At 74.3% G+C, this 22864-nt stretch carries 23 protein-coding genes and 1 pseudogene; 12 read left to right on the top strand and 12 right to left on the bottom strand.

The annotated features are described in order from the left end of the window. Window positions 1-13: 13 nt before the first annotated feature. Complete coding sequence (locus ACZ4V6_RS24830) at window positions 14-439, bottom strand: PPOX class F420-dependent oxidoreductase (RefSeq protein WP_467831214.1); 426 nt, start codon at window positions 437-439, stop codon at window positions 14-16. 202 nt (window positions 440-641) lie between these two features. On the opposite strand from ACZ4V6_RS24830, the gene ACZ4V6_RS24835 reads away from it, so the two are divergent. After that, the gene (locus ACZ4V6_RS24835) at window positions 642-1208 is read left to right on the top strand and encodes a DUF2243 domain-containing protein (protein WP_467831216.1); all 567 of its coding nucleotides are present in this window, start codon (window positions 642-644) and stop codon (window positions 1206-1208) included. Then, window positions 1208-2071, top strand: a complete 864-nt coding sequence (locus ACZ4V6_RS24840) for a cytochrome c oxidase assembly protein (RefSeq protein ID WP_467831219.1) — start codon at window positions 1208-1210, stop codon at window positions 2069-2071. The genes ACZ4V6_RS24835 and ACZ4V6_RS24840 overlap by 1 nt, the downstream gene beginning before the upstream one ends. Here ACZ4V6_RS24840 and ACZ4V6_RS24845 read toward each other — a convergent pair. Beyond that, a complete protein-coding gene (locus tag ACZ4V6_RS24845; protein ID WP_467831222.1) occupies window positions 2048-2269 on the bottom strand; it encodes a hypothetical protein in 222 nt (73 codons plus the stop codon). The two genes, ACZ4V6_RS24840 and ACZ4V6_RS24845, sit on opposite strands and share 24 nt — an antisense overlap. A 226-nt stretch (window positions 2270-2495) precedes the next feature. On the opposite strand from ACZ4V6_RS24845, the gene ACZ4V6_RS24850 reads away from it, so the two are divergent. The 4 genes from ACZ4V6_RS24850 (at window position 2496) to ACZ4V6_RS24865 (ending at window position 6410) form a co-directional block, all read left to right on the top strand. Beyond that, on the top strand, window positions 2496-3494 hold the full coding sequence (locus tag ACZ4V6_RS24850; protein WP_467831225.1) for a mechanosensitive ion channel family protein: 999 nt from the start codon (window positions 2496-2498) through the stop codon (window positions 3492-3494). A gap of 149 nt (window positions 3495-3643) precedes the next feature. Beyond that, window positions 3644-4279: a class I SAM-dependent methyltransferase gene (locus tag ACZ4V6_RS24855; protein ID WP_467831227.1), complete on the top strand. Its 636-nt coding sequence runs from the start codon at window positions 3644-3646 to the stop codon at window positions 4277-4279. Window positions 4280-4358: 79 nt separating this feature from the next. Further along, the gene (locus tag ACZ4V6_RS24860) at window positions 4359-6074 is read left to right on the top strand and encodes a RecQ family ATP-dependent DNA helicase (protein ID WP_467831230.1); all 1716 of its coding nucleotides are present in this window, start codon (window positions 4359-4361) and stop codon (window positions 6072-6074) included. An 87-nt stretch (window positions 6075-6161) separates the two neighbouring features. Next, window positions 6162-6410: a hypothetical protein gene (locus ACZ4V6_RS24865; RefSeq protein WP_467831233.1), complete on the top strand. Its 249-nt coding sequence runs from the start codon at window positions 6162-6164 to the stop codon at window positions 6408-6410. A gap of 47 nt (window positions 6411-6457) precedes the next feature. Here the strand turns inward: ACZ4V6_RS24865 and ACZ4V6_RS24870 are convergent, their stop codons facing one another. Beyond that, window positions 6458-7648 (bottom strand): amidohydrolase, encoded by a 1191-nt coding sequence (locus ACZ4V6_RS24870; RefSeq protein WP_467831236.1) that lies wholly within the window; start codon window positions 7646-7648, stop codon window positions 6458-6460. Window positions 7649-7820: 172 nt separating this feature from the next. Here ACZ4V6_RS24870 and ACZ4V6_RS24875 point away from each other — a divergent pair, with 172 nt between their 5' ends. Both ACZ4V6_RS24875 and ACZ4V6_RS24880 read left to right on the top strand, forming a co-directional pair. Then, entirely contained in the window at window positions 7821-9287 is a 1467-nt protein-coding gene (locus tag ACZ4V6_RS24875; RefSeq protein WP_467831238.1) for an aminotransferase class I/II-fold pyridoxal phosphate-dependent enzyme, read from the top strand. Window positions 9288-9620: 333 nt separating this feature from the next. Continuing rightward, window positions 9621-9764, top strand: a pseudogene (locus tag ACZ4V6_RS24880) (penicillin-binding protein); the annotation flags it as partial. A 72-nt stretch (window positions 9765-9836) separates the two neighbouring features. On the opposite strand, the gene ACZ4V6_RS24885 reads toward ACZ4V6_RS24880, so the two are convergent. Together ACZ4V6_RS24885 and ACZ4V6_RS24890 are read right to left on the bottom strand one after the other, a co-directional pair. Then, entirely contained in the window at window positions 9837-11213 is a 1377-nt protein-coding gene (locus tag ACZ4V6_RS24885) for an alpha-lytic protease prodomain-containing protein (RefSeq protein WP_467831241.1), read from the bottom strand. Window positions 11214-11405: 192 nt separating this feature from the next. Continuing rightward, entirely contained in the window at window positions 11406-13067 is a 1662-nt protein-coding gene (locus ACZ4V6_RS24890) for an alkaline phosphatase D family protein (RefSeq protein ID WP_467831244.1), read from the bottom strand. 327 nt (window positions 13068-13394) lie between these two features. On the opposite strand from ACZ4V6_RS24890, the gene ACZ4V6_RS24895 reads away from it, so the two are divergent. Beyond that, a complete protein-coding gene (locus ACZ4V6_RS24895; protein WP_161163525.1) occupies window positions 13395-13700 on the top strand; it encodes a hypothetical protein in 306 nt (101 codons plus the stop codon). 80 nt (window positions 13701-13780) lie between these two features. Here the strand turns inward: ACZ4V6_RS24895 and ACZ4V6_RS24900 are convergent, their stop codons facing one another. From ACZ4V6_RS24900 to ACZ4V6_RS24915, 4 genes are read right to left on the bottom strand one after another with little or no spacing between them, the layout of a single operon-like run. Further along, window positions 13781-14581: a class I SAM-dependent DNA methyltransferase gene (locus ACZ4V6_RS24900; RefSeq protein WP_467831247.1), complete on the bottom strand. Its 801-nt coding sequence runs from the start codon at window positions 14579-14581 to the stop codon at window positions 13781-13783. Window positions 14582-14629: 48 nt separating this feature from the next. After that, window positions 14630-15586, bottom strand: a complete 957-nt coding sequence (locus ACZ4V6_RS24905; protein WP_467831249.1) for a transporter — start codon at window positions 15584-15586, stop codon at window positions 14630-14632. Further along, window positions 15583-16482, bottom strand: a complete 900-nt coding sequence (locus ACZ4V6_RS24910; protein ID WP_467831252.1) for an ATP-binding cassette domain-containing protein — start codon at window positions 16480-16482, stop codon at window positions 15583-15585. Before ACZ4V6_RS24910 ends, ACZ4V6_RS24905 begins: the two co-directional genes overlap by 4 nt. Next, complete coding sequence (locus ACZ4V6_RS24915; protein WP_467831255.1) at window positions 16479-16931, bottom strand: GntR family transcriptional regulator; 453 nt, start codon at window positions 16929-16931, stop codon at window positions 16479-16481. The genes ACZ4V6_RS24910 and ACZ4V6_RS24915 overlap by 4 nt, the downstream gene beginning before the upstream one ends. A gap of 131 nt (window positions 16932-17062) precedes the next feature. On the opposite strand from ACZ4V6_RS24915, the gene ACZ4V6_RS24920 reads away from it, so the two are divergent. Next, on the top strand, window positions 17063-18040 hold the full coding sequence (locus ACZ4V6_RS24920; RefSeq protein WP_467831257.1) for a pyridoxal-phosphate dependent enzyme: 978 nt from the start codon (window positions 17063-17065) through the stop codon (window positions 18038-18040). An 80-nt stretch (window positions 18041-18120) separates the two neighbouring features. Continuing rightward, complete coding sequence (locus ACZ4V6_RS24925; RefSeq protein ID WP_225632802.1) at window positions 18121-18483, top strand: cupin domain-containing protein; 363 nt, start codon at window positions 18121-18123, stop codon at window positions 18481-18483. Window positions 18484-18739: 256 nt separating this feature from the next. Here the strand turns inward: ACZ4V6_RS24925 and ACZ4V6_RS24930 are convergent, their stop codons facing one another. The 3 genes from ACZ4V6_RS24930 to ACZ4V6_RS24940 are packed head-to-tail and all read right to left on the bottom strand — an operon-like array spanning window position 18740 to window position 21611. Next, window positions 18740-19384 (bottom strand): LutC/YkgG family protein, encoded by a 645-nt coding sequence (locus tag ACZ4V6_RS24930; protein WP_467831260.1) that lies wholly within the window; start codon window positions 19382-19384, stop codon window positions 18740-18742. After that, window positions 19381-20859: a lactate utilization protein B gene (locus tag ACZ4V6_RS24935; RefSeq protein ID WP_467831263.1), complete on the bottom strand. Its 1479-nt coding sequence runs from the start codon at window positions 20857-20859 to the stop codon at window positions 19381-19383. Before ACZ4V6_RS24935 ends, ACZ4V6_RS24930 begins: the two co-directional genes overlap by 4 nt. After that, window positions 20856-21611 carry a (Fe-S)-binding protein gene (locus ACZ4V6_RS24940; RefSeq protein WP_467831266.1) on the bottom strand — a complete coding sequence of 252 codons (756 nt, stop codon included), beginning with the start codon at window positions 21609-21611 and terminating at the stop codon, window positions 20856-20858. The genes ACZ4V6_RS24935 and ACZ4V6_RS24940 overlap by 4 nt, the downstream gene beginning before the upstream one ends. 204 nt (window positions 21612-21815) lie before the next feature. On the opposite strand from ACZ4V6_RS24940, the gene ACZ4V6_RS24945 reads away from it, so the two are divergent. Then, the gene (locus ACZ4V6_RS24945; RefSeq protein ID WP_467831269.1) at window positions 21816-22841 is read left to right on the top strand and encodes a LacI family DNA-binding transcriptional regulator; all 1026 of its coding nucleotides are present in this window, start codon (window positions 21816-21818) and stop codon (window positions 22839-22841) included. The last annotated feature ends 23 nt before the right edge of the window (window positions 22842-22864 follow it).

Below are 22864 nucleotides of genomic sequence, written 5' to 3' on the forward strand. Positions count from 1 at the left end.
GCCCCGCTCCGGCTCACCGCTCCGGTGCCTCCGGGCGGGGCCGCACCGTGCCCAGGAAGCGCCGCACGTCGATCTCGATGACGACCCGGGCCGGGTTCGCCCGGGGCTGCCGGTAGCGGGCCGCGTACCGGGTCTCCGCGTCCCGGACCGCGTCGGCGTCGTCCCGTACGGTCGCCACGCCCTCCAGCGTGGACCAGCGCCGGCCGTCCACCTGGCCCACGGCGACGGTGGCCCGGCCGGCCCGCTCCACGTTGCGCACCTTGGCGGTGTCCCGGCTCGTGATGACGCGCGCGGTGCGGGTCGCGTGGTCGTACGTCACGCCGACCGGGACCAGGTGCGGGCCGCCGTCGGCGCGGGGCGTGGACAGGAAGCACACCCGGCGCTCCTGCCAGAAGGTGATGAACTCCGCGTCCGCGTCGTCCTGCTGCCCGGTGTCCATGCGTCTCCTCGGTCCCGCGGGCCGTCCCGGCCCGCCGGTGATCACTCGTCCGTCCTCACCCTACGACGCGGGCGCGGACGTGAGGGCCCGTCACCCGGGTGACGGAAAACGGCGGCGGTATCCCGCCAGGCGGTGACATGGACCGGCCGGGCGGGGAAACCGTACAGGTCCGAACGCACAGCCGACGGGACGGAGAACCGGCATGGCCGGTACGACAGGTGAGGCCCGAGCGGCCACGACGACGCCGCACAGCATCCGGGCGCCCGGCATCCTCCTCGGGGTCGGGCTCGGCGGCTTCGTCGACGGCATCCTGCTCCACCAGATCCTCCAGTGGCACCACATGCTCACCAGCACCGACCACGACCGCATCGGAGTGAGGTACTACGACCCGCACACCGTCTCCGGCCTGGAGATGAACACCGTGTGGGACGGCGTCTTCCACGCCGTGTGCTGGCTCTCCGTGCTGCTGGGCCTGGCCCTGCTGTACTCCCGGGTCACGCACGACCGGCGGGCGGTGTGGGCCTCACGGGTGCTGTGGGGCTGGATCCTGGCGGGCTGGGGCCTGTTCAACCTGGTCGAGGGGCTCCTGGACCATCAGATCCTGGGCATCCACCACGTCCACGGCGGCCCCCACCAGGCATGGTGGGACGCGGGCTTCCTCGTCCTCGGCGCCGCGCTCCTGACCGCCGGCCACCTGATCCAGCGCGGCGGCCGGTCCTTCGGCCCCGAAGCGCCCCGGGGCGCGGACCGGACCGGGGGAAGGGTCTGATGGGCCCGACGGGCGACGCGCACTCCCCGCACCACCACGCCCCGGCCGGTGACGCCGGGCCGGGCGCCCCCACGGCCCTGCTCGTCCTGCTGCCGCTGCTGGCCGTGACCGCGGCCTACCTGCTCGCCGCACACCGGGCCCGGCGCCGCAACCCCGCACGGGGCTGGAGCGGCCGGCGGTCGGCGTCGTTCCTCGGCGGGGCCGCGCTGCTAGCCGTCGCCCTGCTGCCGCCGCTGGGACCGGCCGCGCACACCGACTTCCGGGGGCACATGGCCCAGCACATGCTCATCGGCATGTACGCGCCCCTGCTCCTGGTCCTCGCCGCGCCGGTCACCCTGATGCTGCGCACGCTGCCGCCGGCGCACGCCCGCCGGGCGAGCGCGCTGCTGCACGGCCGCCCCGCCCGCTTCGTCATCCATCCCGCCGTCGCGCTCCTGCTGAGCACCGGCACCCTGGGCGTGCTGTACTTCACCCCGCTCTACGACGCGGCCATGGCCCACCCGGCCGGACACTGGCTGATGAACGCCCACTTCCTGGCGTCCGGCTGCCTCTTCGCCCACGTCATGGCGGGCCCCGACCCCGCACCCGCGCGGCCCGGCGTACCGGCCCGGCTCGTGTACCTCGGCATCGCGATCGCCGTCCACGCCCTGGTCGCCCAGGCGATGTACGGCGGGTTCCTCATCGACGTCCACGCGCCCGCCGACCAGGTCCGGCGCGGGGCGGAGATCATGTACTACGGCGGTGACATCGCCGAACTGCTGCTCGCCGCCGCCCTGGTGTCCACCTGGCGGCCCGAGCGGCGCGCGGCGCGCCCGCGCGCCCTGCCGGCGGTCCCGGGGTCAGGCGGCGTCCCGGTCCGCTGAGGCCGGGCGCCGCCCGGCCGGTACCCGGCCCCGGCTCGCTCCCGCGCCGGCCCCGCCGCCGGGAACGAGCCGCAGGTGCCGTCGGCGCCGGGCGTGCCGGGCGGGTTCCGTGTCACGGAAGATCCTGTCCTCCAGCCACGTCATGGTGAACAGCAGCAGCCCGAGTCCGGGCAGCAGCAGAACGGCAACGGTAACCACGCCGCAGGTCCCCCTCCGCTGTGAGCGATTCCCTCCCGGGTGCCCGGGGCGGCGCCGGTGATGGGCCCGCACTCCGTGAAGATGGCGCGACCGTCGGGCATGTGGCGCAAAGGGGGCAAATCCCTCACGCGGGCCGGGACGTGCCCCCGTGCCATGTTCGAGCCGCCCGTGGGTAGGCGGGGCCGACGGCAGGGACGCAGCGCCGAGGAACGGAGCACTTGAGGCGATGACGCACGCAACCGCACCCACCGGCACGGCCACGGAACCGCACCTGGCGGCCTCCTGGTCGGGCTGGGTGGGCGACCACACCACCGCGCTGGTCGGAGTACCGCTGCGGATCGCGCTCATCGTCGTGGTCCTGCTGGTGGTGCGCGTGGTGGCCAAGCGAGCCATCACACGGGTCGTGCAGCGCGTGCTGGAGCCGTCGACGGGCGAGCACGAACGGAGCCGTTCGCGCTGGTCGGGCCGGGGCCCGGCGGTACTGCACCGCGACCGCTCGCGGGTGCGGCAGCGACGCGAGCAGCGGGCCCGCACCATCGGCTCGGTGCTCAGCAGCGCCGTGACCATCGTGCTGTTCATGGTCGGCGTCGCCATGGTGCTCGACCAGGTGGGCATCGCGCTCGGCCCGTTGCTGGCCAGCGCCGGCGTCGTCGGCCTGGCGATCGGCTTCGGCGCGCAGAGCCTGGTCGCCGACTACCTGTCCGGCCTGCTGATCATGATCGAGGACCAGTACGGCGTCGGCGACTCGGTCGACCTCGGCGAGGCCGTCGGAGAGGTGGAGCACGTCGGCCTGCGCCTGACGCACGTGCGCGACCTCAACGGCGGTCTGTGGCACATCCGCAACGGCGAGATCCTGCGGGTCCGCAACGACAGCCAGGAATGGGCCCGCGCCGTCCTGGACGTCGCCGTGACCTACGACGCGGACCTCGACACGGTCTACCGCGTCCTCGAGGACGCCGGCCGCACGCTGCGCGAGGACCCGGACTTCGCGGACCTGCTGCTGGAGGACGTCTCGGTGTGGGGCGTGCAGTCCCTCGACCCCGACGGGGTCGTGGTGCGCGTCGCGGCCAGGACCGCGCCGCTCCAGCAGTGGGGCGTCACCCGCGAACTGCGCCGCCGGGTCAAGGACGCCCTGGACGAGGCGGGCATCGACATCCCCTTCGCGCGGAACGTGTGGGTGCGCGGCGGCGACTCCTCGGAGACCGGGTCCGCCGCCCTGCACTGACGCGCGCGGCCGAAGGAGGACGGCGCACTTGCCGTTCCGGCAAAGCCGTTCGCCGTCGAGGTGCAACCGGGTGCAACCTGGCGAGGACGGGCCGCGCACCTCACGGGCCGGCCGAGCAGACGACCGTGTCCGTTCCTCAGGAGGCACGCATGACCGACATGCCCGCACCCGCCCCGGCCGCCGATTTCTGGGAGGCCCGCTACCGCGACGCCGACCGCGTCTGGAGCGGCCGCCCGAACGCGCTCCTGGTCCGGGAGGCGGGCGACCTCGCCCCCGGCACCGCGCTCGACCTGGGATGCGGCGAGGGCGCGGACGCCGTGTGGCTGGCCGGACGCGGCTGGCGCGTCACCGGCGTGGACATCTCCGCCACGGCACTCGAACGCGCCGCCGTCCACGCCGCCGACGCCGGGGTCGGCGACCGCGTCCTTTGGGAGCGCCACGAACTGGGGCGTTCCTTTCCCGAGGGCTCCTTCGACCTGGTGAGCGCCCACTACCTCCAGTCGCCGGTGGCCCTCGACCAGCGGGCGGTCCTCGGCAGTGCGGCGAACGCCGTCGCGGACGGTGGCACTCTGCTGGTCGTCATGCACGCCGACTGGCCCTCGTGGCAGACCGAACCGCCCTTCGACGCCGTCTTCCCCACCCTGGACGGATTCCTCGACGAGCTCGCGCTGCCGGCCGGCGAGTGGACCGTGCGGACCAGGGAGACCGTCCGCCGGCCGAGCACCTCGCCCGAGGGCACCGAGGGCCACCGCGACGACCACGTGTGGCGGCTGCGGCGCGCGTGAGGGGCGCAAGCGGCCGGTGAGCACTGCCGGCGGCCCGACCGGGTACCCGTTCGGCGGTACCGGGCAGCGAGGGAGCACCATGGGCGGGAAACGGCCGACGGGCACGGAAGCGGACGAAGAGGGCGCCGAGCGGCTGCGCCGCTGTGCCGCCGAGGTGTTCGGCTGGGACAGCCTCCTGCCCGAGCAGCTGCACGCCATGCGGGCGGTCCTGGCCGGCCGGGACACCCTCGTCGTCATGCCCACCGGCTCCGGCAAGTCCGCCGTCTACCAGGTCCCCGGCGCGCTGCTGTCCGGCCCGGTCGTGATCGTCTCGCCGCTGCTCGCCCTCCAGCGGGACCAGATCGTCGGCCTGCCCGACGGCGCCCGCGCCCCGGGCGCGGTGGCGGTCAACTCCGACCTCACCGCCGGCCGGGCCGAGGCCGCCTGGGACGCGGTGCGGCGGGGCGAGGCCCGGTTCCTGTACCTGTCGCCGGAACAGCTCGCCAAGGACGAGGTCGTGGAGCGGCTGGCCGGGGTGGGCCCGGCGCTCTTCGTGGTCGACGAGGCCCAGTGCGTCGCCTCCTGGGGCCACGACTTCCGGCCCGACTACCTCCGCCTGGAGCAGGCGGTGCGGCGGGTGGGCCGGCCCCCGGTGCTCGCCCTCACCGCGACGGCGGCCCCGCCCGTGCGCCGGGAGATCGTCGAACGGCTCGGCATGGACCGGCCGCGGGTGACGGTGACGAGCTTCGACCGGCCCAACATCCGGCTGGAGGTCCGCCGGTTCCTCGACGAGGACGAACGGCGCCGGGCGGTCGTCGAACGGGCCGCCGCCGAGCCGAAGCCGGGCATCGTCTACGCGGCGACCCGCAAGGACACCGAGTACTACGCCGGCGAACTGGCCCGGCTCGGACTGGCCGCCGAGGCCTACCACGCCGGACTGCGCAAGAGCGAACGCGCCCGGATCCACGACGCCTTCCTCTCCGGTGACGCCGACGTCGTGGTGGCGACCTCGGCCTTCGGCATGGGCATCGACAAGGAGGACGTGCGGTTCGTGCTGCACGCCTCGCTGCCCGGCTCGCCGGACGCCTACTACCAGGAGATCGGCCGCTGCGGCCGGGACGGCGAGCCCGCCCTCGCCGTGCTCCACTACCGGCCCGAGGACACCGGCATGCGCACCTACTTCGCCGCCCGCGCCCCCGGCCACGAAGCCCTGTCCGACGTCGCCGACGCCGTCCACGACCACCGGGACGACCCCGCCGGACTGGACCGGCTGCGCCGGGACACCGGGCTGTCGCGCAACCGCGTCACCGTGGCGGTCAACCTGCTGGAGGAGGCCGGAGCCGTCGCGACCGGCGAGGACGGCGAGGTGCGCCCCGACCCCGGCACCCCGCCGGACGCGGCGGCCGGCCTCGCCGAGGACGCGGCCGAGGCGCACCGGCGGACCGACCGCACGCGCGTCGACATGGCCCGCGCCTACGCCGAGACCACGAGCTGCAGGCGGCGGTTCCTGCTCGGCTACTTCGGCGAGGAGTACGAGCCCCCGTGCGGCGCCTGCGACGTGTGCGACGCGCAGGAGACCGGGGCGCCGGAGACGGAAGCGCGGCCGGCGCCCGCCGCCCACCCCGGGGTCTCCGCCTATCCGGTCGGCGCCCAGGTACGGCACGGCGAGTGGGGCGAGGGCACGGTGCTGAGCGAGGACGGCGACCGCATCACCGTCCTGTTCGACCGGGCCGGCTACCGCACGCTGTCCCTGGAGGCCCTGGCCGGCCGCGACGACCTGCTCACCGTGCTCCCGGGGGAGGACGACGAGGCGTGACCTCCCGTCCGTCCTCGGGGGAACCGTCGTTTTCCCTCGCGCCGTGAGGGAACCCGCACCACCCGAACGCCGACCGGAGGTGCGGAGATGACCGGCGACAAGAACCACGAGGACCGCCGAGACGACCGGTACTCCCGGGCACGCGGTGACGAACCGGGAGCGCACTCGGGCGCCGAGAGCCGCCCCCGCGAACGCACGGTGCCGGGCACGGCCACCGCCGACGAGGGCTACCGCACGAAGCACGGCACGACCGCCGGCGAGCCGCTGGAGGGTGTCGGGACGAAGGACGCGGACCGTGCCGATGGCTCCCGCGAGGAGGGCTCCGAAGGAGCCTGAGCGAACGCGTCGGGAGCCTGAGCGAACGCGTCCGGCCGGGCGGAGGATCAGCCCTCCGCCGCCTGCGCCGCGCGGTGCCGCGCCCAGGCCGCCTCCCGCAGGTCCGGACGCAGCAGCACGTCGGCGGCCGTGCACGCCAGCGCCCCCGCCGCGGCGACCAGGACCTCGCGGGCCCGGCCGGACGCGCCGGCCGCGGCGAACTCGGGGGTGTGGTCGGAACCGTCCTCGCCCATGATCGCGACGAAGGGGTGCACGGCGGGCACGCGCGTGCTCACGTTGCCGATGTCCGACGAGCCCAGGTACACGCCCGGCACCGGGGGCGTCAGCGTGATCCCCGCCGCGGACAGGTGCCCGGCGAACCGGTCGGACAGCACCTCGCTGTCCCGGAAGTGGTCGTAGCGGACCGTGGCGCGCTCCACCTCGGCGCGCGTACCGGTCGCCCGGGCGACACCCTCCGCGCACTCGCGCAGCTGCCCGATCAGCTCGTCCAGCGCCCGTGAGGTGGCCGCCCGCAGCCCGAACAGTCCCTCGGCGAACTCGGGGACGATGTTCGTGGCGGTGCCTCCGTGCGTCACGATGCCCTGCACGTGGGAGGCCTCCGGCAGCCGCCGGCCCACCACGGCCAGGACGTTGAACAGCTCCACGAGGGCCGCGAGCGCGTCGACGCCCTCGGTGGGGTTGCCCGTCGGGTGGGCGGCCCGTCCGTGGAAGGCCACCCGGTACTGCACCTGCGCGGTCAGCGGCGCCCGCCGCCAGTCGTACACCCCCGGGTGGAACATCAGGGCCGCGTCCACCCCGTCGAACACCCCGGCGTCCACCTCGACGGCCTTCCCGCCCCCGCCCTCCTCGGCGGGCGTGCCCACGGCCATCACACAGCCGGCCGAGCCGCCCAGGACGGCGCGCAGCGCGAGCGCCGCGCCCAGCCCCGCCGCCGCGATGAGGTGGTGGCCGCAGGCGTGGCCGAGGCCGGGCAGGGCGTCGTACTCCAGCAGCAGCGCCACGGCGGGGCGGCCCTCGCCCGAGCGGGCGACGAACGCGGTCGGCATCCCCGCGGTGCCGCGCTCGACCGCGAACCCGGCGCCCTCCAGTTCGCCCGTGAGCAGGGCCGCCGCCCGGTGTTCGGCGAAGGCGTACTCGGGGTCGGCGTGCAGCCGCAGCGCGACGTCCCACAGCGCCCCGGCCCGGCCGGCCACCTCCTGGCGGACGTCCTCGTGGACGTCGTCGAGTGTGCGGGCCACGCGGCCTCCTCGTGTCGAGTGCTCCGGACCGTCCGTGCTGTGCGGGTGCCACCGTCCGGGTGCCGTGACACGCACCGGGTTTCGGCCGCCGGGCGGGTGCAATACGTTCCCATGCGCCGCGAGGCCGTGGGCCACGGACGGGCGGCGCCCCCGAACCGACGTGGGAGGAACGATGGATCACTCGCGGGTGCCCGTACTGGAGGCGCTGCAGGACTTCCGGCGCCGGGGCGATATCGCCTACGGTCCGCCAGGACACAAGCAGGGACGCGGGGCCGATCCGCGGGTCGCCGAGATCGTCGGCATGGACGTGTTCCGCTCCGACGTCCTCTCCCTCAACGGGCTCGACGACCGCCGCCAGTCCCAGGGGGTGCTCAGCCAGGCGCAGGAGCTGATGGCGGACGCCGTCGGCGCCGACCGGGCCTTCTTCTCCACCTGCGGCAGCTCCCTGTCGGTCAGGACCGCCATGCTGGCCGTGGCCGGTCCCGGCGAGAAGCTGCTGCTGTCGCGCAACGCGCACAAGGCGGTGGTCGCCGCGGTCGTCGTCAACGGCGTCCAACCGGTCTGGGTGCACCCGAAGTTCGACGCCGAACGGCACCTCGCCCACCCGCCCGAGCCGGACGACGTGCGCCGCAAGCTCGAGGAGCACCCGGACGCCAAGGGCATGTTGCTGATCACGCCCACCGACTGGGGCACCTGCGCGGACATCGCCGGCGTGGCCCGGGTGTGCCACGAGTACGACGTCCCCCTCATCGTGGACGAGGCGTGGGGCGCCCATCTGCCGTTCCATCCCGACCTGCCCGCCTGGGGGATGGACGCCGAGGCCGACCTGGTGGTGACCAGCGTCCACAAGATGGGCGGCGCGATCGAGCAGAGCTCCGTCTTCCACCTCCAGTACGACCGGGTGTCGCCCGAGGTGCTGGCGCAGCGAGAGGACCTGCTGGGCACGACGAGCGCCTCGTCGCTGGTGTACGCCACGCTCGACGGCTGGCGCCGGCAGATGGTCGAACAGGGCCACGGCCTGCTGGACGCCGCCCTGCGCCGCGCGGAGCGGATCCGGGCCGCGGCCGCAGACCTGCCCGGTCTGCGTCCCATGGGGCAGGAGGTCGTCGACGCGGGGCTCGCCGCCGCCTACGACCCCCTGAAGATCGTGATCGACGTGCGGGAGCTGGGCATCAGCGGGATGCAGGCGACCGAATGGGTGCGCGACCACTGCCACGTGGACCTCGGCGGTTCCGACACCTGCCGGATCAGCGCCTCGGTCACCCACGCCGACGACGACCACACGGAGGAGGTCCTGCTGGACGCCCTGCGCGCCCTCGTCGAAGGGGCGGGCACCATCGGGCGCCGGCCGCCCGTCCGCCTGCCCGAGCCGCCGGCCCTGGAACTGGAACAGGCCATGTCGCCGCGTGCCGCGTTCTTCGCCGAGGCGGAGCACGTTCCGGCCGAGCGGGCCGCCGGGCGCGTCTGCGCGGAGACGATCAGCCCGTATCCGCCGGGCGTGCCCGTGATCGCCCCCGGTGAGGTCATCACCGACGAGGTCCTCGACTACCTGCGCAGCGGCGCCGAGCACGGCGTCCTGATCCCGGACGCCGCCGATCCGTCGGTCCGGACGCTGCGCGTGGTCCGCGACGCGTCCTGAGCGTCCGGCCCGAGCGTCTGCTAGGTCCGTATTGTTGAAAGTAATACCTTCTGGTGATTTTTACGCAGGGGGTATGGTCCGTGACTTTCTGGTCACCTGGGGTGCGAAGGCCATCGGCTACCAGAGGAGATGGTGAGACGCCTTCCAAGGACAAGGTGCTCGAGGAAGTCGGCGAGACCATCGGCATCGGAGCGGCGCTCGACCCCGCCGAGCCCGACGGCGTCCTCCGGGGCAGCCGCGAATGCGCCGGTCCGGCCCTGCACTCCGGCGGCGGGCACCTGCTGCTGCCCCCCCCGACCCCGCGCCCGAAGAAGGGCCGACGGACCGACGGGGATGTACTTCCACGGCGGGGCCGCCCTCGGCCGGCAGGCGTTCATCGGCTTCCGGCGCGACACCGGCACGGCCCTGGCCGCGGTGCGCACCCGCCGCTTCCGCGCCCGCGACCCGTTCGTCGCCGCCGCCTGCGCCCTCCTCGCCGGGGGCAGCGGACACGCCCCCGGCACGGAGCGACCCGCGCCGGGGCGTGTCCGTCGGGCGCGCCCCGGTCCGTCACACACGCTGCCACAGGGCCGGCGTGCCCTCCGGCGACCAGACACCCTGTGCCTGGTGGTTCTGCAGGCACCGGTACCGCACACCCGCGTAGGACACCGTGGCCCCGGCCCGGTAGACCCGGCCGGCGGCCCACGCGTCCGCCGCCGCGCCGTCCTGCGGCGCGGGTGTCTGGGCCGTGGCGGCCGTGGTCCTCAGGGTGAGGCCGAAGTCGCCGAGCAGCGGGTTGACCGGCTGGTAGAACGTGGTGCCGCCGTTGGTGCAGTCGCCGGAGCCGCCCGACGTGGTGCCCTGCGCCTGGGCACCCGCGACGAAGGGGCCGCCGGAGTCGCCGGGCTCGGCGCACACCGTGGTCTCGGTCACGCCGTCGACGGTGCCCTCGGCGTAGCTGACGCTCGTGTCGTGCTGGCGGATCGTGCCGCAGTGCCAGCCGGTGGTGGAGCCGGAGCGGCACACCGAGGCCCCGACGAGCGCCTCCACCGAACCGGCGATCTGCACCTTCTGCCCGTCCTGGGCCTTGACGTCGGGCGTGGCGGTCCAGTCGGCGTTGACGGCCACCCAGGCCATGTCCTTGCCGGGGAAGACGGAGCTCTGGAAGGTGCCCTGGGCGCTCTGGTCGGACCCGGTGGTCCTCGCGCCGGGCCCGCCGCAGTGACCGGCCGTGGCGAAGCCCTGCTGCCGGCCCTTGGTGACGGAGAAGCCGATGGAGCAGCGGGCCCGGGCGTCGATGTAGTAGGCGTCGCCGCCGACGAGGTCCTTCAGTACCCGCGGCCGGTTCGCGGACACCCGGACGCCCACGTTCTCGGCCCCGACGCCGGCGGCCTCGACGAAGGCCGCCGCGGCCGCCTCGCCGGTCGCCTGGACCACGACCCGGTTGGTCTTCACGTCGACGTACCAGACCGGCGTCTCGGCGGTGCCGGTCCGGACGGCGGCGGCGTCCAGCTTCTCCTTGACCGCGGAGAGTTCGGCCAGCGGCTTCTCGACGACCGCGGCCTTGGCGCCCTGCGCCTCGATCGCGCCGGTGTCGGCGGCGTCGGTGGTGGCGACGGTCAGTTCGGCGGAGGTCGCCCCGCTCACCCAGGCCCCGGCGAAGCGGTCGCCCAGCGTGTTGCGCAGCCGGCCCGCACGGGTGCCGGCCTCCGCCTCGTTGACCAGCCGGGCCGTCGCCTGATCCGGCGTCAGCCGAAGGTCGCGCTCCATCGCGCGCAGCACCGGCGCCGGCGGTCGGTCGGCGCCGAGCGTCTGGGCGGCGGTGGGCGGCGGCCCGGGCGCGGGCGGCGGCGCGGCCGAAGCGGCCGAGGGGAGTGCGGTCAGGGCGAGCGCGCCGAACGCGGTCAGGGCGGCGCGGCGGGTGCGCGCGGCATGTCTGCCGACCATGCGATGTGCCTCCTTCGAGGGCTGTGCGAGACAGCGGGGAACGGCGGGTGACGGTGAGTGGCGGGGTGAGGTGACGAAGTCACAGGATGTGCCGGGAAGCTCCGCGGCGGTGCCGGACACGCGCGCCCTTCGCGCGATGGGGGGCGTGGTGGGTGCCAAGTGCAGTACGCGCGCGTGCACGCCACGCCCGGCTCAGGCCGGGTGCAGCCCCGGGGCGCCCGCCTCGGTGACGAAGGACGCGGCCGTGGTGACGGGCGCGCCGGGCGTGCTGACGGCGGGGACCGTCCTGAAGTCCAGGCGGGCCGCCCGGCGGCCGAGTTCGGCCCGGACGTAGCCGCGCCTGCCGTTGTAGAACTTCAGGTGCGGGTTGGCCCGCATGTAGGTGTCCCAGTTGGCGGGCTGCTCCACGCCGTCCCGGCCGCTGGCGACGGAGGAGCAGGTGACCTCCGTGCCGAGGGTCCTGGAGGCGGGGTCGTCGAAGTCGTCCTTGACGTCGAAGGCGTACGCCACGTGCACGTCACCGGTGAGGATCAGCCAGTTGTCGATCCCGGCCGCCTTCGCCCCGGCGACGACCCGGTCGCGGGAGGCCCGGTAGCCGTCCCAGGCGTCCATGGAGAGCGCGGCGTCGGCGGTCACGTCGAACCTGCGCTGGGAGAAGCAGACCTGCTGCGGCATGACGTTCCACAGTGCCGTCGAGTCCCGCCAGCCGTCGATCAGCCACCTCTCCTGCGCGGCACCGGTGATGGTGCGCGCCGGGTCGTCGGACTCGGGCCCGGGGGCGTGCGGACGGTCGTCGTAGGCCTGGTCGGAGCGGTACTGGCGGGTGTCCAGGAGGTCGAACTGGGCGAGCGCGCCCCAGTGCAGCCGGCGGTACAGCCGCGCGTCCGGGCCCTGGGGCAGCTGTGCGGCGCGCAGCGGCTGGTTCTCCCAGTACGCGCGGTAGGCGGCGGCCCGGCGCAGCAGGAACTCGGCCTGCGGCACGTCGTTCTCCGGGATGCCGCCGGCGTAGTTGTTCTCCGTCTCGTGGTCGTCCCAGGTGACGACGAAGGGATGGGCGTGGTGCGCGGCCTGGAGGTCCTCGTCGCTCTTGTAGAGCGAGTAGCGCAGCCGGTAGTCGGCGAGGGTCATGGTCTCGCGGTTGAACACGTCGGGCAGGGTGACGTCCGTGTAGCGGCGCTCCCCGCCCACCGGGTTCACCGCGTACTCGTAGAGGTAGTCGCCGAGGTGGAGGACGACGTCGACGTCGTCCTCGGCGAGGTGCCGGTGCACGGTGTAGTAGCCGTCCTGGTAGGCCTGGCAGGCGACTGCGGCCAGTCTCAGGGCGCCCGCGTCGCTGCCCGGCGCGGGCGCGGTGCGGGTGCGGCCCGTCGGGCTGATCCAGGACCCGGTCCGGAAGCGGTAGTGGTACTCGGTGCCCGGCGCCAGGCCCGTGACGTCGACGTGCACGCTGTGGGCGTACTCGGCGTGGGCGTCGGCGGTGCCCCGGAACAGCACGCCCGTGAAGCGGTCGTCGAGGGCCACCTCCCACTCGACGGTGACCCGCTCCGCGCCCATTCCGCCGTCCTCCAGGAACGGCTCGGGCGCCAGCCGGGTCCACAGCAGCACCGAATCCGGCAGCGGGTCGCCGGAGGCGACGCCGAGGGTGAAGGGGTCCTTGGTGATCCGGGCGGTGCGCTCGCGGGCGGCGACCGCGCCCCGGGCCGGCAGGTTGGTGGAGAAGGCGAGCGCGGCGGCCGCCGCGGTGACGGTGAGGAAGCGCCGGCGGCCGAGGCGCCGGGCCGCGGCGCCCATCACGGCGTCGTGCGGGGAGAAGGCGTGCCCGGCCGGTGCGCCGTGACGGCCCGTGGGCGCCATCTGGTGTCCTCTCGTACGGGGCGGGCGGTCCGTGGGCGAGCGGCAGGGGGAACCGGGTGGGTCCCGGGCGGCCGCCCCACGCACGCCGGCACGCGTCCTCGCGTCAAGGAGAGCCGGTGTGCGCGGTCCGCGCCCGGGCCCCGTCGCGCGGTGGCGCCGGCCCGCGATGCGCGGACCCCGCATGTTATGCAGACAAAATGGCCGAAACGGGCAGGACGTGCGGAGTGATCACACAGGAGGCGGTACGCGCGTGTGGCCGCCCACGGCCCGGGGCACCCGGACCGGGCGGGACAGCGCGCGGTGGAGGAAAGGCGGCGGGCCGGGACGATGGCCAGGACACGACGCTACGAGGTGGCGGCATCCGGCCGCTGGTGGGACGCGGAGGACAACCGCTGGCTGCCGGCCGGTGAGGTGCACGCGTGGGAACAGGGAATGAACCAGACGGTGTGCGGGCTCTCCCTGCACCGGTCGCAGCTGTCCCGATTCCCGTCCGTCGGCTGGGCCGACGTGCTGCCCGAGTCCGGTGGCGCGGCCGACGAGGTGCGCCGGGTCTGCCCCCGCTGCGCCGCCGCGGCCGGCCGGCGCGGCGCGGACGCACGTCCCGGGTGGCGTCGCACCAACCCGCGGCCGTAGGAACCGGACCGCGGCCGTGGGAACCGGACCGCGGCCGTGGGAACCGGACACGTCGTCCGGCCCCACGGCCGCGGAGCGGGCTACGCCGGCAGGGACGAGCGGCTGACGCGGATCTTCGACTGGCCGTGCGGGCGCTTCTCCCAGTCCTCCATGAACCGCGCGTGCAGACCGTGCCCGCGGGCCAGGGCGAGCAGGGTCTCGGTGCGGTAGTAGAAGTCCTCGCGCAGCACCTGGTGCTCGGTGCCCTCCGTGCGGTCGAAGGTGAAGTCGAAGAACCCGGTGTCCGTCAGGACGCGGCCGACGTGCGCGAGGCACTCGTCGATGACGTTCAGCGGCGAGTGGGAGAAGACGCTGTGCGCGTGGATGACGTCGAAGTGGCCGTCGGGCAGGAAGTCCAGGGTGAGGTCGCCGGTGATGGTCAGGTGGGGCAGCTTGTCCTGGAGCCCGCGCTCGGTGAGCGTCCTCTTGGCGGCGATCAGTATGTCCGGCGAGATGTCGATGCCGTAGTAGTGGCCGGTGTCGAGGTGGTCGATGAAGCGCCAGCCGCCGCGCAGGTTGCCGCAGCCGATGTCGAGCATGCGGTGTCCGGGGCGCAGCCCGTGCTCGATCAGGTAGTCGAACTGCATCCGTCCGAGCGCCAGCCAGCGGTCGTGGGTCCGGCTGCCGACCGCGGCCTCCGGGCTGCGGCGGGTGTCGGAGGCCATGACCGCCCGGTAGTAGCCGACGTGGTCGGGGTGCTTGAGCCGCAGCCAGGCGTCGCGGCCGGCCCGGCGGACGTAGGGCGCGAGGCGTTCGGGGTGGCGTAGCGCGTAGCCGACCTTGTGGGTGAGCGCGGCGCGGTTGCTGCGCAGTTTCCTCGGGGACTTGGCGTCCTTGGGCATGACGGATCGACCTCCGTGCGGGATGGGGGAGTGAGGGGGGGGAAGTGCTCAGACCCGGCGGCGCAGCAACAGGACCACGGCGACGGTGAGCGCGAGGGCGAGGCCGCCGAGGAGGGCCGTGTCGACCCACTGGAACGTCCAGTAGTCGCCGGCCGGGTTGGCCTCGTAGTAACGGGCCGCGTAGCCGTGCTCGGTCATGCACCGGCGCAGCTCGCTCCCGGAGGGGAAGGGGCAGTTCAGCACGTCCTCGCGGCCGCCGGAGGCGGTGACGAGGCCGTAGTGACCGGTGGACCACTTGTCGCCCATGGGCGGCTTGGGCTGCCACCCGGGGCTGACGTACCGCTCGGGCGGCACCAGCAGCCGGGCCCGGTGCGTCCACTGCACCAGGACCGCCACCACGGCCGTGACGAGCAGCGTCCAGGCCGTCGCGGACAGCACCCGGCGGGCCAGCAGCCCGGCGAGCGTGCCGGCGGCCAGGCCGAACAGCGCGGCGGCGACCGTGCTGGGGCCGGAGCCGGTCAGCGCGGTGGCCTCGTACCAGAAGACGCCGTAGCTGCGGTCGGCGGCCGGCTGCCACCACCACCGGAACAGCAGGGCCAGGGCGCCGGACAGGGCCACGGTGCACCCCACGGCCAGCGCGAACCGGGCGGCGAACCACTGGGTCCGGCTCACCCCCTGCGACAGGACCAGCCGGTGGGTGCCCAGTTCCCGGTCCCGCCCCAGCAGCGGAGCTCCCCAGAACATGCCGATCAGCACGGGCAGGGCGATGTTGAGCGCCCCGAGGAGCTTGAGCGGTTCGACGTCCAGGAACCGGGGCAGTCCGTCGTCCGGCCCGGTGCAGTACAGCGGCCCGGGGCCGCAGTGGTCGAACACTCCGCTGTGCAGGTCGTCCAGCATGCCCGAGCGGAAGTACGCGGCGAACGCGGCGGCGGCCACCAGGACGACGGCACCGCAGACGGCCGGCACCCGCTGCTGACGCCACGCCAGCCACAACGAGCCCTTCACGCCGCCTCCTTCGTGTCCTCGGCCGCGCTCCCGGCGCCGGACCGCAGATGGCCGAGGAGGATCTCCTCCAGGCCGGGCCGTTCCACGCACCAGTCGCCGCCGAGCGGACCCTGCCGCCGGACCAGGGCGGTCAGCTGCCGCCCGTGCGCCCGTCGGTGCACCACGGCGTGCCCGGCCAGCGCGGGCTCCTCGTCGATGTGCCCGGTCACCAGGGCGTGGCCCTCGCGGAGCACGTCGGCGTCCTCGCTCAGCGCGACCCGTCCGGCCCGCAGCAGCACCACCCAGTCGCAGGTCTGCTCCAGGTCGGGCAGGACGTGCGAGGACAGCACGATGCTCACCTCGCGCTCGGCCGCCTCGGCCATCAGCGTCGCCATGATCTCGCCGCGCACCACCGGGTCGAGGTCGGCGAGCGGCTCGTCCAGCAGCAGCAGTTCGGGCCGCTTGCCGAGGGCCAGGGCGAGCGCCACCCGGGTGCGCTGCCCCGGCGACAGCTCACCCACCCGCGCCGTCCGGGCGATGCCGCCCTCGCGGACGACCCGTTCGGCGACCGAGGGGTCCCACCCGGAGTTGAGCCTGCCGCCCATGCGCAGCGTGTCGGCCACGGTGAAGCGGGGGTAGAGCGGCTTGTCCTGGGTGACCAGGGCGACCCGGGCGCGCGCCCCGGCCGTGTCCGGGACGGTGTCCAGGGCCCGGATCGCGCCCCGGGTGGGGCGCAGCAGCCCGCCGGCCAGGTGCAGCAGCGTGCTCTTGCCCGCGCCGTTGCGTCCGACCAGGGCGGTGATACGGCCGCGGGGCACCGTGAAACCACAGTCCCGCAGGGCCCAGTCGCCGCGCGCCCGGTAGCGGAACCCGAGGTCCGTGGCGCTCAGCGCGGCGGGCTCGTCAGGCCCGGTCATGCGTCCTCCTGTTTCTGTCCCCGGTCGCCCGGGTCGTGCTCGTGGTGCTGTTCGTGCTCGTGTTCGTGTTCGTCGAGGGCCGCCGTGACCAGCGCCAGCACGTCGTCGCGTTCCAGCCCGGCCGACCGGGCCCGTGCGACCCACTCGGTGAGCTCGGCGCGCAGCGGCGAGTCGTCCTCCGCGCCGGGCCGCGCCAGCGACCGCGTCACGAAGGTCCCGAGTCCGCGCCGCGACCGCACCAGGCCGGCCTGCTCCAGGTCCCGGTAGGCCCGGAACACGGTGTTGGGGTTGATGGCGGTGGCAGCGACGACCTCCCTGGCCGTCGGGAGCTTGTCCCCGACCCGCAGGACACCCATCCGGAGTGCCTGCTCGGTCTGCCGCACGATCTGCACGTAGGCCGGGATGCCGCTCTGTCGATCGATCCGGTACTCGACCACGTCACCTTCCATGCTTTCATTAATTCATTAGTAGAAGCATGATCAGAGGGTGGGAAGATGTCAAACACCGTGCGCCGGACACTTCTCCCGGGGCCGTCCGTACCGAGGCCGGCCCCGGCCACCGACCCCGCTGGAGGACACGCGTGACGACCACCACCCCACCGGTCACCCTCGACGACGTCCGCTCCGCCGCCGCCCGCCTGGACGGCGTCGCACACCGCACACCCGTGCTGCGCTCGCGCACCCTGGACGCCCTCGTCGGCGCCGAGGTCTTCCTCAAGTGCGAGAACTTCCAGCGCGTGGGCGCCTTCAAGTTCCGCGGCGCCTACAACGCGGCCTCCCGTCTGACGGCCGAGGAGCTGACCCGCGGCATCGCCGCCTACTCGTCCGGCAACCACGCCCAGGCCGTCGCCCTCGCCGCCCGTGAACTCGGCGCCACCGCCGTGATCGTCATGCCCGAGGACGCGCCGCCGTCCAAGCGGGAGGCCACGGCGGGCTACGGCGCCGAGATCGTCACCTACGACCGCTACACCGGCGACCGGGTCGCGATCGCCGAGGCCCTCGCCGCCGAACGGGGCCTCACCCTGATCCCGCCCTACGAGCACCCGCACGTCATCGCGGGGCAGGGCACCGCCGCCCTCGAACTGGTGGAGGAGACGGGTGAGCTGGACGCGCTGATCGCCCCGGTCGGCGGCGGCGGACTGATCGCCGGCAGCGCGACCGCGGTCAAGGGCCTGCACGCCGGCACCCGGGTGCTCGGCGTCGAACCGGAGGCCGGCGACGACACCAAGCGCTCCCTGGAAGCGGGCCGGCGCGTCAGCGTCCCCGTGCCGCGCACCATCGCCGACGGTCAGGCCCTGCACACCCCGGGCGAGCTGACGTTCTCCCTCAACCGGCGACTGGTCGACGGGATCGCGCTGGTCTCCGACAACGAGATCCGCGACGCCATGCGGTTCGCGTTCGAGCGGCTGAAGATCGTCCTGGAGCCGAGCGGCGCCACCCCGCTGGCCGCCCTGCTCACCGGCCGCGCCGGGCCCCTGCCCCGCCGGGTCGGCGCGATCCTCTCCGGTGGCAACGTCGACGCCGGCCGCTTCGCCCGCCTGTGCGCCACCACCCGCTGACGGGGGCGCGCCGCCCGGATGGCGGCGCCGGGCCGACAGGGGGACGATGGAGTGTTGGGGGCAGGGAAAGGAGGAGCGTCATGTTCGAGGCCAAGACGCTCGACAAGCCGGACGAGCGGCGCGATTTCCCCCGGGGACACCTCGAGGCCGTGCACATGGAAGGGCTCGACTTCGCCGTGGCCACCTTCGAGCCGGGCTGGCGCTGGTCGGAGTCCGTGGGGCCCATCGCGGGCACCGACAGCTGCATGATCCACCACAACTGCTACGTGGTCCAGGGACGCATGTGCGTCCGCATGGACGACGACGGCACCGAGAGCGAGGTGGGTCCCGGCGACGTCTTCGTCTGCTCGCCCGGGCACGAGGCCTGGGTCGTGGGCGACGAACAGTGCGTGGTGTACGACTTCGCCGGAGCCATGGCGAAGGAGTACGCCAAGGCCGACTAGAGGGAGCCCGGCGCGTCGCACCGGCGGCAGCCGGCGCACCCGGCACAGCGTGGTCGCCGCCGCCCGCCCGCCGGTGTCCCGTACGGCGGCGAGGGCGGGGCCGCCCGTGTCCGTCCGGGCGGCCCCCCACCACGAAGTGCCGCCGGGGGGCCTTGAGCATCCGTTCGGACCGTCGCCGCTCCGCCGGGAGACCGTCGGGGAGACGCTGCCGGCGGTCGTCCTCGGGACCGGGTGACCGGCCGGACGGCCGGCGCCCTCACCCGGTCACCAGCACCACCTCCAGGGTGCGCGGACCGTGCACCCCCTCGACCCGGTCGAGTTCGATGTCGCTGGTCGCCGACGGGCCGGAGATCCACGTCGACGGGCGCGCCGGGTCCAGACGTCCGAGGGCCTGCGGGACGGAGGCGACCACCTGGTCGGGGACCCGGACGACGCAGACGTGGTGGTCCGGCACGAGCGTGATCCGGCGGCGTCCCTGGTCGGGGGAGCCGTCCAGGACGATCGTGCCGGTCTCGGCGATCGCGACGGCGCAGCCCGTGACCACGCTGTCGACGCGGTCCAGTTCGTGCGGCGTGCTCTCCGGCCGGTCCGGCACCCGCTCCGGTCCGGCCCCCGTGAGCCAGTCCGGATCCAGGCCCGGCGGCACGAGCACCGTCCTCGCTCCGCGGGCGGCGAGCAGCCCGGCGACCGTCGCCGCCACCTCACCGGCCGCGCAACGGTGCACGATCGCCCGGTAGTCCGCCAGGTTCTCGGCGAGCAGCTCAACCGTCTGCGCGGCCGTACGCTCTCCGTGTTCCCGCCGGTAGTCCCGGACCACCGCCTCCTCGTACGGCGTGTCGTCGCGCGGCACGTCCGCGAGGGCGCGCCGGATCCGGCCCAGAACGCGTTCCCTGCTGCTCACTTCGCCCCGTCCTTTCCACCACGCGTGCGCTGCCACCAGTCCCGGAACGGTTCCGCGGGCACCGCCGGCAGGTCCCGGCTGCCGCTCCACGCCCGGCCCGGGCCCGGAAGCGTGCGCGGATGCAGGCGGCGGGTGCGCGACGCCAGCCGCTGCCCGGTCCGCAGCGCGCCCGGGTGCGTGAACGCCCACTGTGCCGCGCGCATCGCCGCCCGCTCGGCGGCGTGTCCCTTCGCCGGCTTCAGGACGACCCGGTTGCCCCGCCGGACGGCCGGGCCGCCCTGGACGACCTTCTCCCGTAGGTGTACGAGGACTTCGGGGATGTCGATGGCGACCGGGCAGACCTCGTAGCAGGCGCCGCACAGGGAGGAGGCGTAGGGCAGGGAGGCGTCGAGTTCGGTGGTGGTGCCGCGCAGCTGGGGGGTGAGGATGGCGCCGATGGGGCCGGGGTAGACCGAGCCGTAGGCGTGGCCGCCGGCGCGTTCGTAGACCGGGCAGACGTTGAGGCAGGCCGAGCAGCGGATGCAGCGCAGTGCCTGGCGGCCGACCTCGTCGGCGAGGGTGTCGGTGCGGCCGTTGTCCAGCAGGACCAGGTGGAAGGTGCGGGGGCCGTCGCCGTCGGTGGTGCCGGTCCACATCGAGGTGTACGGGTTCATGCGCTCGGCGGTGGAGGAGCGGGGCAGGAGCTGGAGGAAGACCTCGAGGTCGCGCCAGGTGGGGATCACCTTCTCGATGCCGGCCACGGAGATCAGTGTCTCGGGCAGGGTCAGGCACATGCGGCCGTTGCCCTCGGACTCCACGACGACCAGTGTGCCGGTCTCGGCGATCATGAAGTTGGCGCCGGAGACGGCGACCTTGGCGCGCAGGAACTTCTCCCGTAGGTGCAGCCGGGCGGCTTCGGCGAGTTCGGCGGGGGTGTCGGTGAGGTTCTCGGGTGCGGGGCGGCCCCAGGCGCCCATCTCGGAGCGGAAGATGTCGCGGATCTCGCCGCGGTTGCGGTGGATGGCGGGGACGAGGATGTGCGAGGGCAGGTCCTGGCCCAGCTGCACGATGAGTTCGGCGAGGTCGGTCTCGTAGGCGCGGATGCCGCGGGCCTCCAGGGCTTCGTTGAGGCCGGTCTCCTGGGTGGCCATGGACTTGACCTTGACGACCTCGCTCTCGCCGGTGGCCTCCACCAGGTCGGCCACGATGTCGTTGGCCTCGTCCGCGTCGGCGGCCCAGTGCACGGTGCCGCCCGCCGCCGTGACCGCATCCTCGAGCTGTTCCAGGTAGCGGTCGAGGTGGCGCAGCGTGTGGTCCTTGATCCGCCTGCCGGCCTCGCGCAGCTGCGCCCAGTCCTCCAGCTCCGCCACCGCCCGCGCCCGCTTGTCCCGGATCGTGTGCGTCGCGTGCCGCAGATTCCCGCGCAACGTCGCATCGCCCACCGCCGCCCGCGCCGCCTCGGGAAAGGCCGGCATCCCCACGAACGTCCCGCTCATACCGTCGTGTCCTCCTCCGTGCTCGCCAGGATCTCCGCGATGTGCACCGGCCGCATGCCCGTCCGCAGCCGCGCCATGGTCCCGCCGAGGTGCATCAGACAGGAGTTGTCCGCCGCGCACAGCACCTCCGCGCCCGTCGACTCGGCGTTGCGCACCTTGTCCGCGCCCATCGCCGCGGACACGTCCGCGTTCTTCACGGCGAAGGTGCCGCCGAAGCCGCAGCACTCCTCCGCCCCCGGCAGCTCCACCAGCTCCAGCCCCTTCACGGCCCGCAACAGCCTGAGCGGCCGGTCCCCGAGGCCGAGGCCGCGCAGCCCGTGGCAGGTCGGGTGGTAGGTGACCGTGTGCGGGTAGTACGCGCCCACGTCCGTCACCCCCAGCACGTCCACCAGGAACTCCGTCAGCTCGTACGTCTTCGGCACCACCGGCGCCAGCGTGGTGGCCAGGGTGTCCCCGCGGCCCTCGGCCCGGGCGCGCTCGCCCATGCGCGGATACAGCTCCCGCACCATCGCGCCGCACGAACCGGAGGGCGTCACGATCGCGTCGTAGTCCCGGAAGACCCCGGCGAACCGCCGGGCCAGCGGCTCCGCCTCGTACCGGTACCCCGTGTTGTAGTGGGCCTGCCCGCAACAGGTCTGGCCCGCCGGGAAGTCGACCTCGACGCCCAGCCGGGTCAGCAGTCTCACCACGGCACGGCCGGTGTCCGGATACAGCGTGTCGTTGACGCAGGTCAGGAACAGGGCGACACGCATCGCGGCTCCTCGGGGCGAACGTGGTGATCATCGGACGAATGGCAGGGTAGTCGCCCGCCCGGTCCCGCGGCAGAACGCGTTCGACGCCGTGCGCGCGGCGTCGGCCTCCGGCCCCGGCCGGGCGGAGCCCGTCCCGCGGCGGCGCGGGTAATGTGAGGCCCTCCCGCCGCCCCTCCCCAGACCGACCCTGGAGGTCCCTGCCCGATGGCCCATTCGGTGGGTATCAAGGACGTCGCCCGCGCCGCCGGAGTATCCGTGGGCACGGTCTCCAACGTCATCAACCGCCCGGACACCGTCGCGGCCGAGACCCGCGCACGGGTGCGGTCGGCGATCGACCGGCTCGGCTACGTCCGCAGCGAGTCCGCGCGTCAGCTGCGCGCGGGTCGCAGCCGGATCATGGGACTGCTCGTCCTGGACATGGGCAACCCCTTCTTCGTGGACGTCGCGCGCGGCGCCGAGCGGGCCGCGCGCGAGGCGGGGCTCGGCGTGATGGTCTGCAACAGCGCCCAGAGCCCGGGCGAGGAGGCCGAGTACCTCTCGCTCTTCGCCGAACAGCGGGTGCGGGGCGTGCTGCTGACCCCGGCCGACGCCACCGGCCGCAACATCGAGGGCTTCCGGCGCCACAACATCCCCTTCGTGCTGGTCGACCGGGTCGCCGAGGGCACCACCGAGTGCTCGGTCTCCGTCGACGACGTCGCGGGCGGCGCGCTGGCGGTGCGCCACCTCGTCGGCGCCGGACACCGCTCCCTCGCCTACGTCAGCGGTCCGCCCGGCCTCAACCAGGTCCGCGACCGCCGCACCGGCGCCCTGGACGCGCTCGCCGAGGCCGGCCTTCCTCCCGACGCCCTGCGCGAACTGCCCACCGAACGCCTCGACGTCGCCGCGGGCCGTGACGCCGGCGCCCGTCTGCTCGGCCTCGCCGACCGGCCCACCGCCGTCTTCTGCGCCAACGACCTGCTCGCCCTGGGCGTCCTGCAGGCCATGTACGCCGCCGGGGTCGGCGTCCCGGACGACCTCGCCATCGTCGGCTACGACGACATCGAGTTCGCCGCCGCGGCGGCGGTTCCCCTCACCTCGGTGCGCCAGCCCGCCGTCACCATGGGCGCCATGGCCGCCGAACTGCTCCTGGAGGAGACCGAACTGGTCGGAACCGACCGGACCCACGACCACCGGCGGGTCGTGCTCCAGCCCGAACTGGTGGTGCGCCGCTCCAGCCTGGCCGTCCGCTGACCCGCCGTTCAGCACGATGTTCC

The organism is Streptomyces sp. NPDC029152, assembly GCF_055564355.1.

Excerpts from the sequence above, each read along its gene's own strand:
- ACZ4V6_RS24895 (WP_161163525.1), top strand. The coding sequence starts at position 13,395 with ATGGCCAGGACACGACGCTACGAGGTGGCGGCATCCGGCCGCTGGTGG.
- ACZ4V6_RS24860 (WP_467831230.1), top strand. The coding sequence starts at position 4,359 with ATGGGCGGGAAACGGCCGACGGGCACGGAAGCGGACGAAGAGGGCGCC.
- ACZ4V6_RS24850 (WP_467831225.1), top strand. The coding sequence starts at position 2,496 with ATGACGCACGCAACCGCACCCACCGGCACGGCCACGGAACCGCACCTG.
- ACZ4V6_RS24865 (WP_467831233.1), top strand. The coding sequence starts at position 6,162 with ATGACCGGCGACAAGAACCACGAGGACCGCCGAGACGACCGGTACTCC.
- ACZ4V6_RS24925 (WP_225632802.1), top strand. The coding sequence starts at position 18,121 with ATGTTCGAGGCCAAGACGCTCGACAAGCCGGACGAGCGGCGCGATTTC.
- ACZ4V6_RS24915 (WP_467831255.1), bottom strand. The coding sequence starts at position 16,931 with ATGGAAGGTGACGTGGTCGAGTACCGGATCGATCGACAGAGCGGCATC.
- ACZ4V6_RS24840 (WP_467831219.1), top strand. The coding sequence starts at position 1,208 with ATGGGCCCGACGGGCGACGCGCACTCCCCGCACCACCACGCCCCGGCC.
- ACZ4V6_RS24830 (WP_467831214.1), bottom strand. The coding sequence starts at position 439 with ATGGACACCGGGCAGCAGGACGACGCGGACGCGGAGTTCATCACCTTC.
- ACZ4V6_RS24885 (WP_467831241.1), bottom strand. The coding sequence starts at position 11,213 with ATGGTCGGCAGACATGCCGCGCGCACCCGCCGCGCCGCCCTGACCGCG.
- ACZ4V6_RS24855 (WP_467831227.1), top strand. The coding sequence starts at position 3,644 with ATGACCGACATGCCCGCACCCGCCCCGGCCGCCGATTTCTGGGAGGCC.
- ACZ4V6_RS24945 (WP_467831269.1), top strand. The coding sequence starts at position 21,816 with ATGGCCCATTCGGTGGGTATCAAGGACGTCGCCCGCGCCGCCGGAGTA.
- ACZ4V6_RS24940 (WP_467831266.1), bottom strand. The coding sequence starts at position 21,611 with ATGCGTGTCGCCCTGTTCCTGACCTGCGTCAACGACACGCTGTATCCG.
- ACZ4V6_RS24900 (WP_467831247.1), bottom strand. The coding sequence starts at position 14,581 with ATGCCCAAGGACGCCAAGTCCCCGAGGAAACTGCGCAGCAACCGCGCC.
- ACZ4V6_RS24910 (WP_467831252.1), bottom strand. The coding sequence starts at position 16,482 with ATGACCGGGCCTGACGAGCCCGCCGCGCTGAGCGCCACGGACCTCGGG.
- ACZ4V6_RS24835 (WP_467831216.1), top strand. The coding sequence starts at position 642 with ATGGCCGGTACGACAGGTGAGGCCCGAGCGGCCACGACGACGCCGCAC.
- ACZ4V6_RS24890 (WP_467831244.1), bottom strand. The coding sequence starts at position 13,067 with ATGGCGCCCACGGGCCGTCACGGCGCACCGGCCGGGCACGCCTTCTCC.
- ACZ4V6_RS24935 (WP_467831263.1), bottom strand. The coding sequence starts at position 20,859 with ATGAGCGGGACGTTCGTGGGGATGCCGGCCTTTCCCGAGGCGGCGCGG.
- ACZ4V6_RS24875 (WP_467831238.1), top strand. The coding sequence starts at position 7,821 with ATGGATCACTCGCGGGTGCCCGTACTGGAGGCGCTGCAGGACTTCCGG.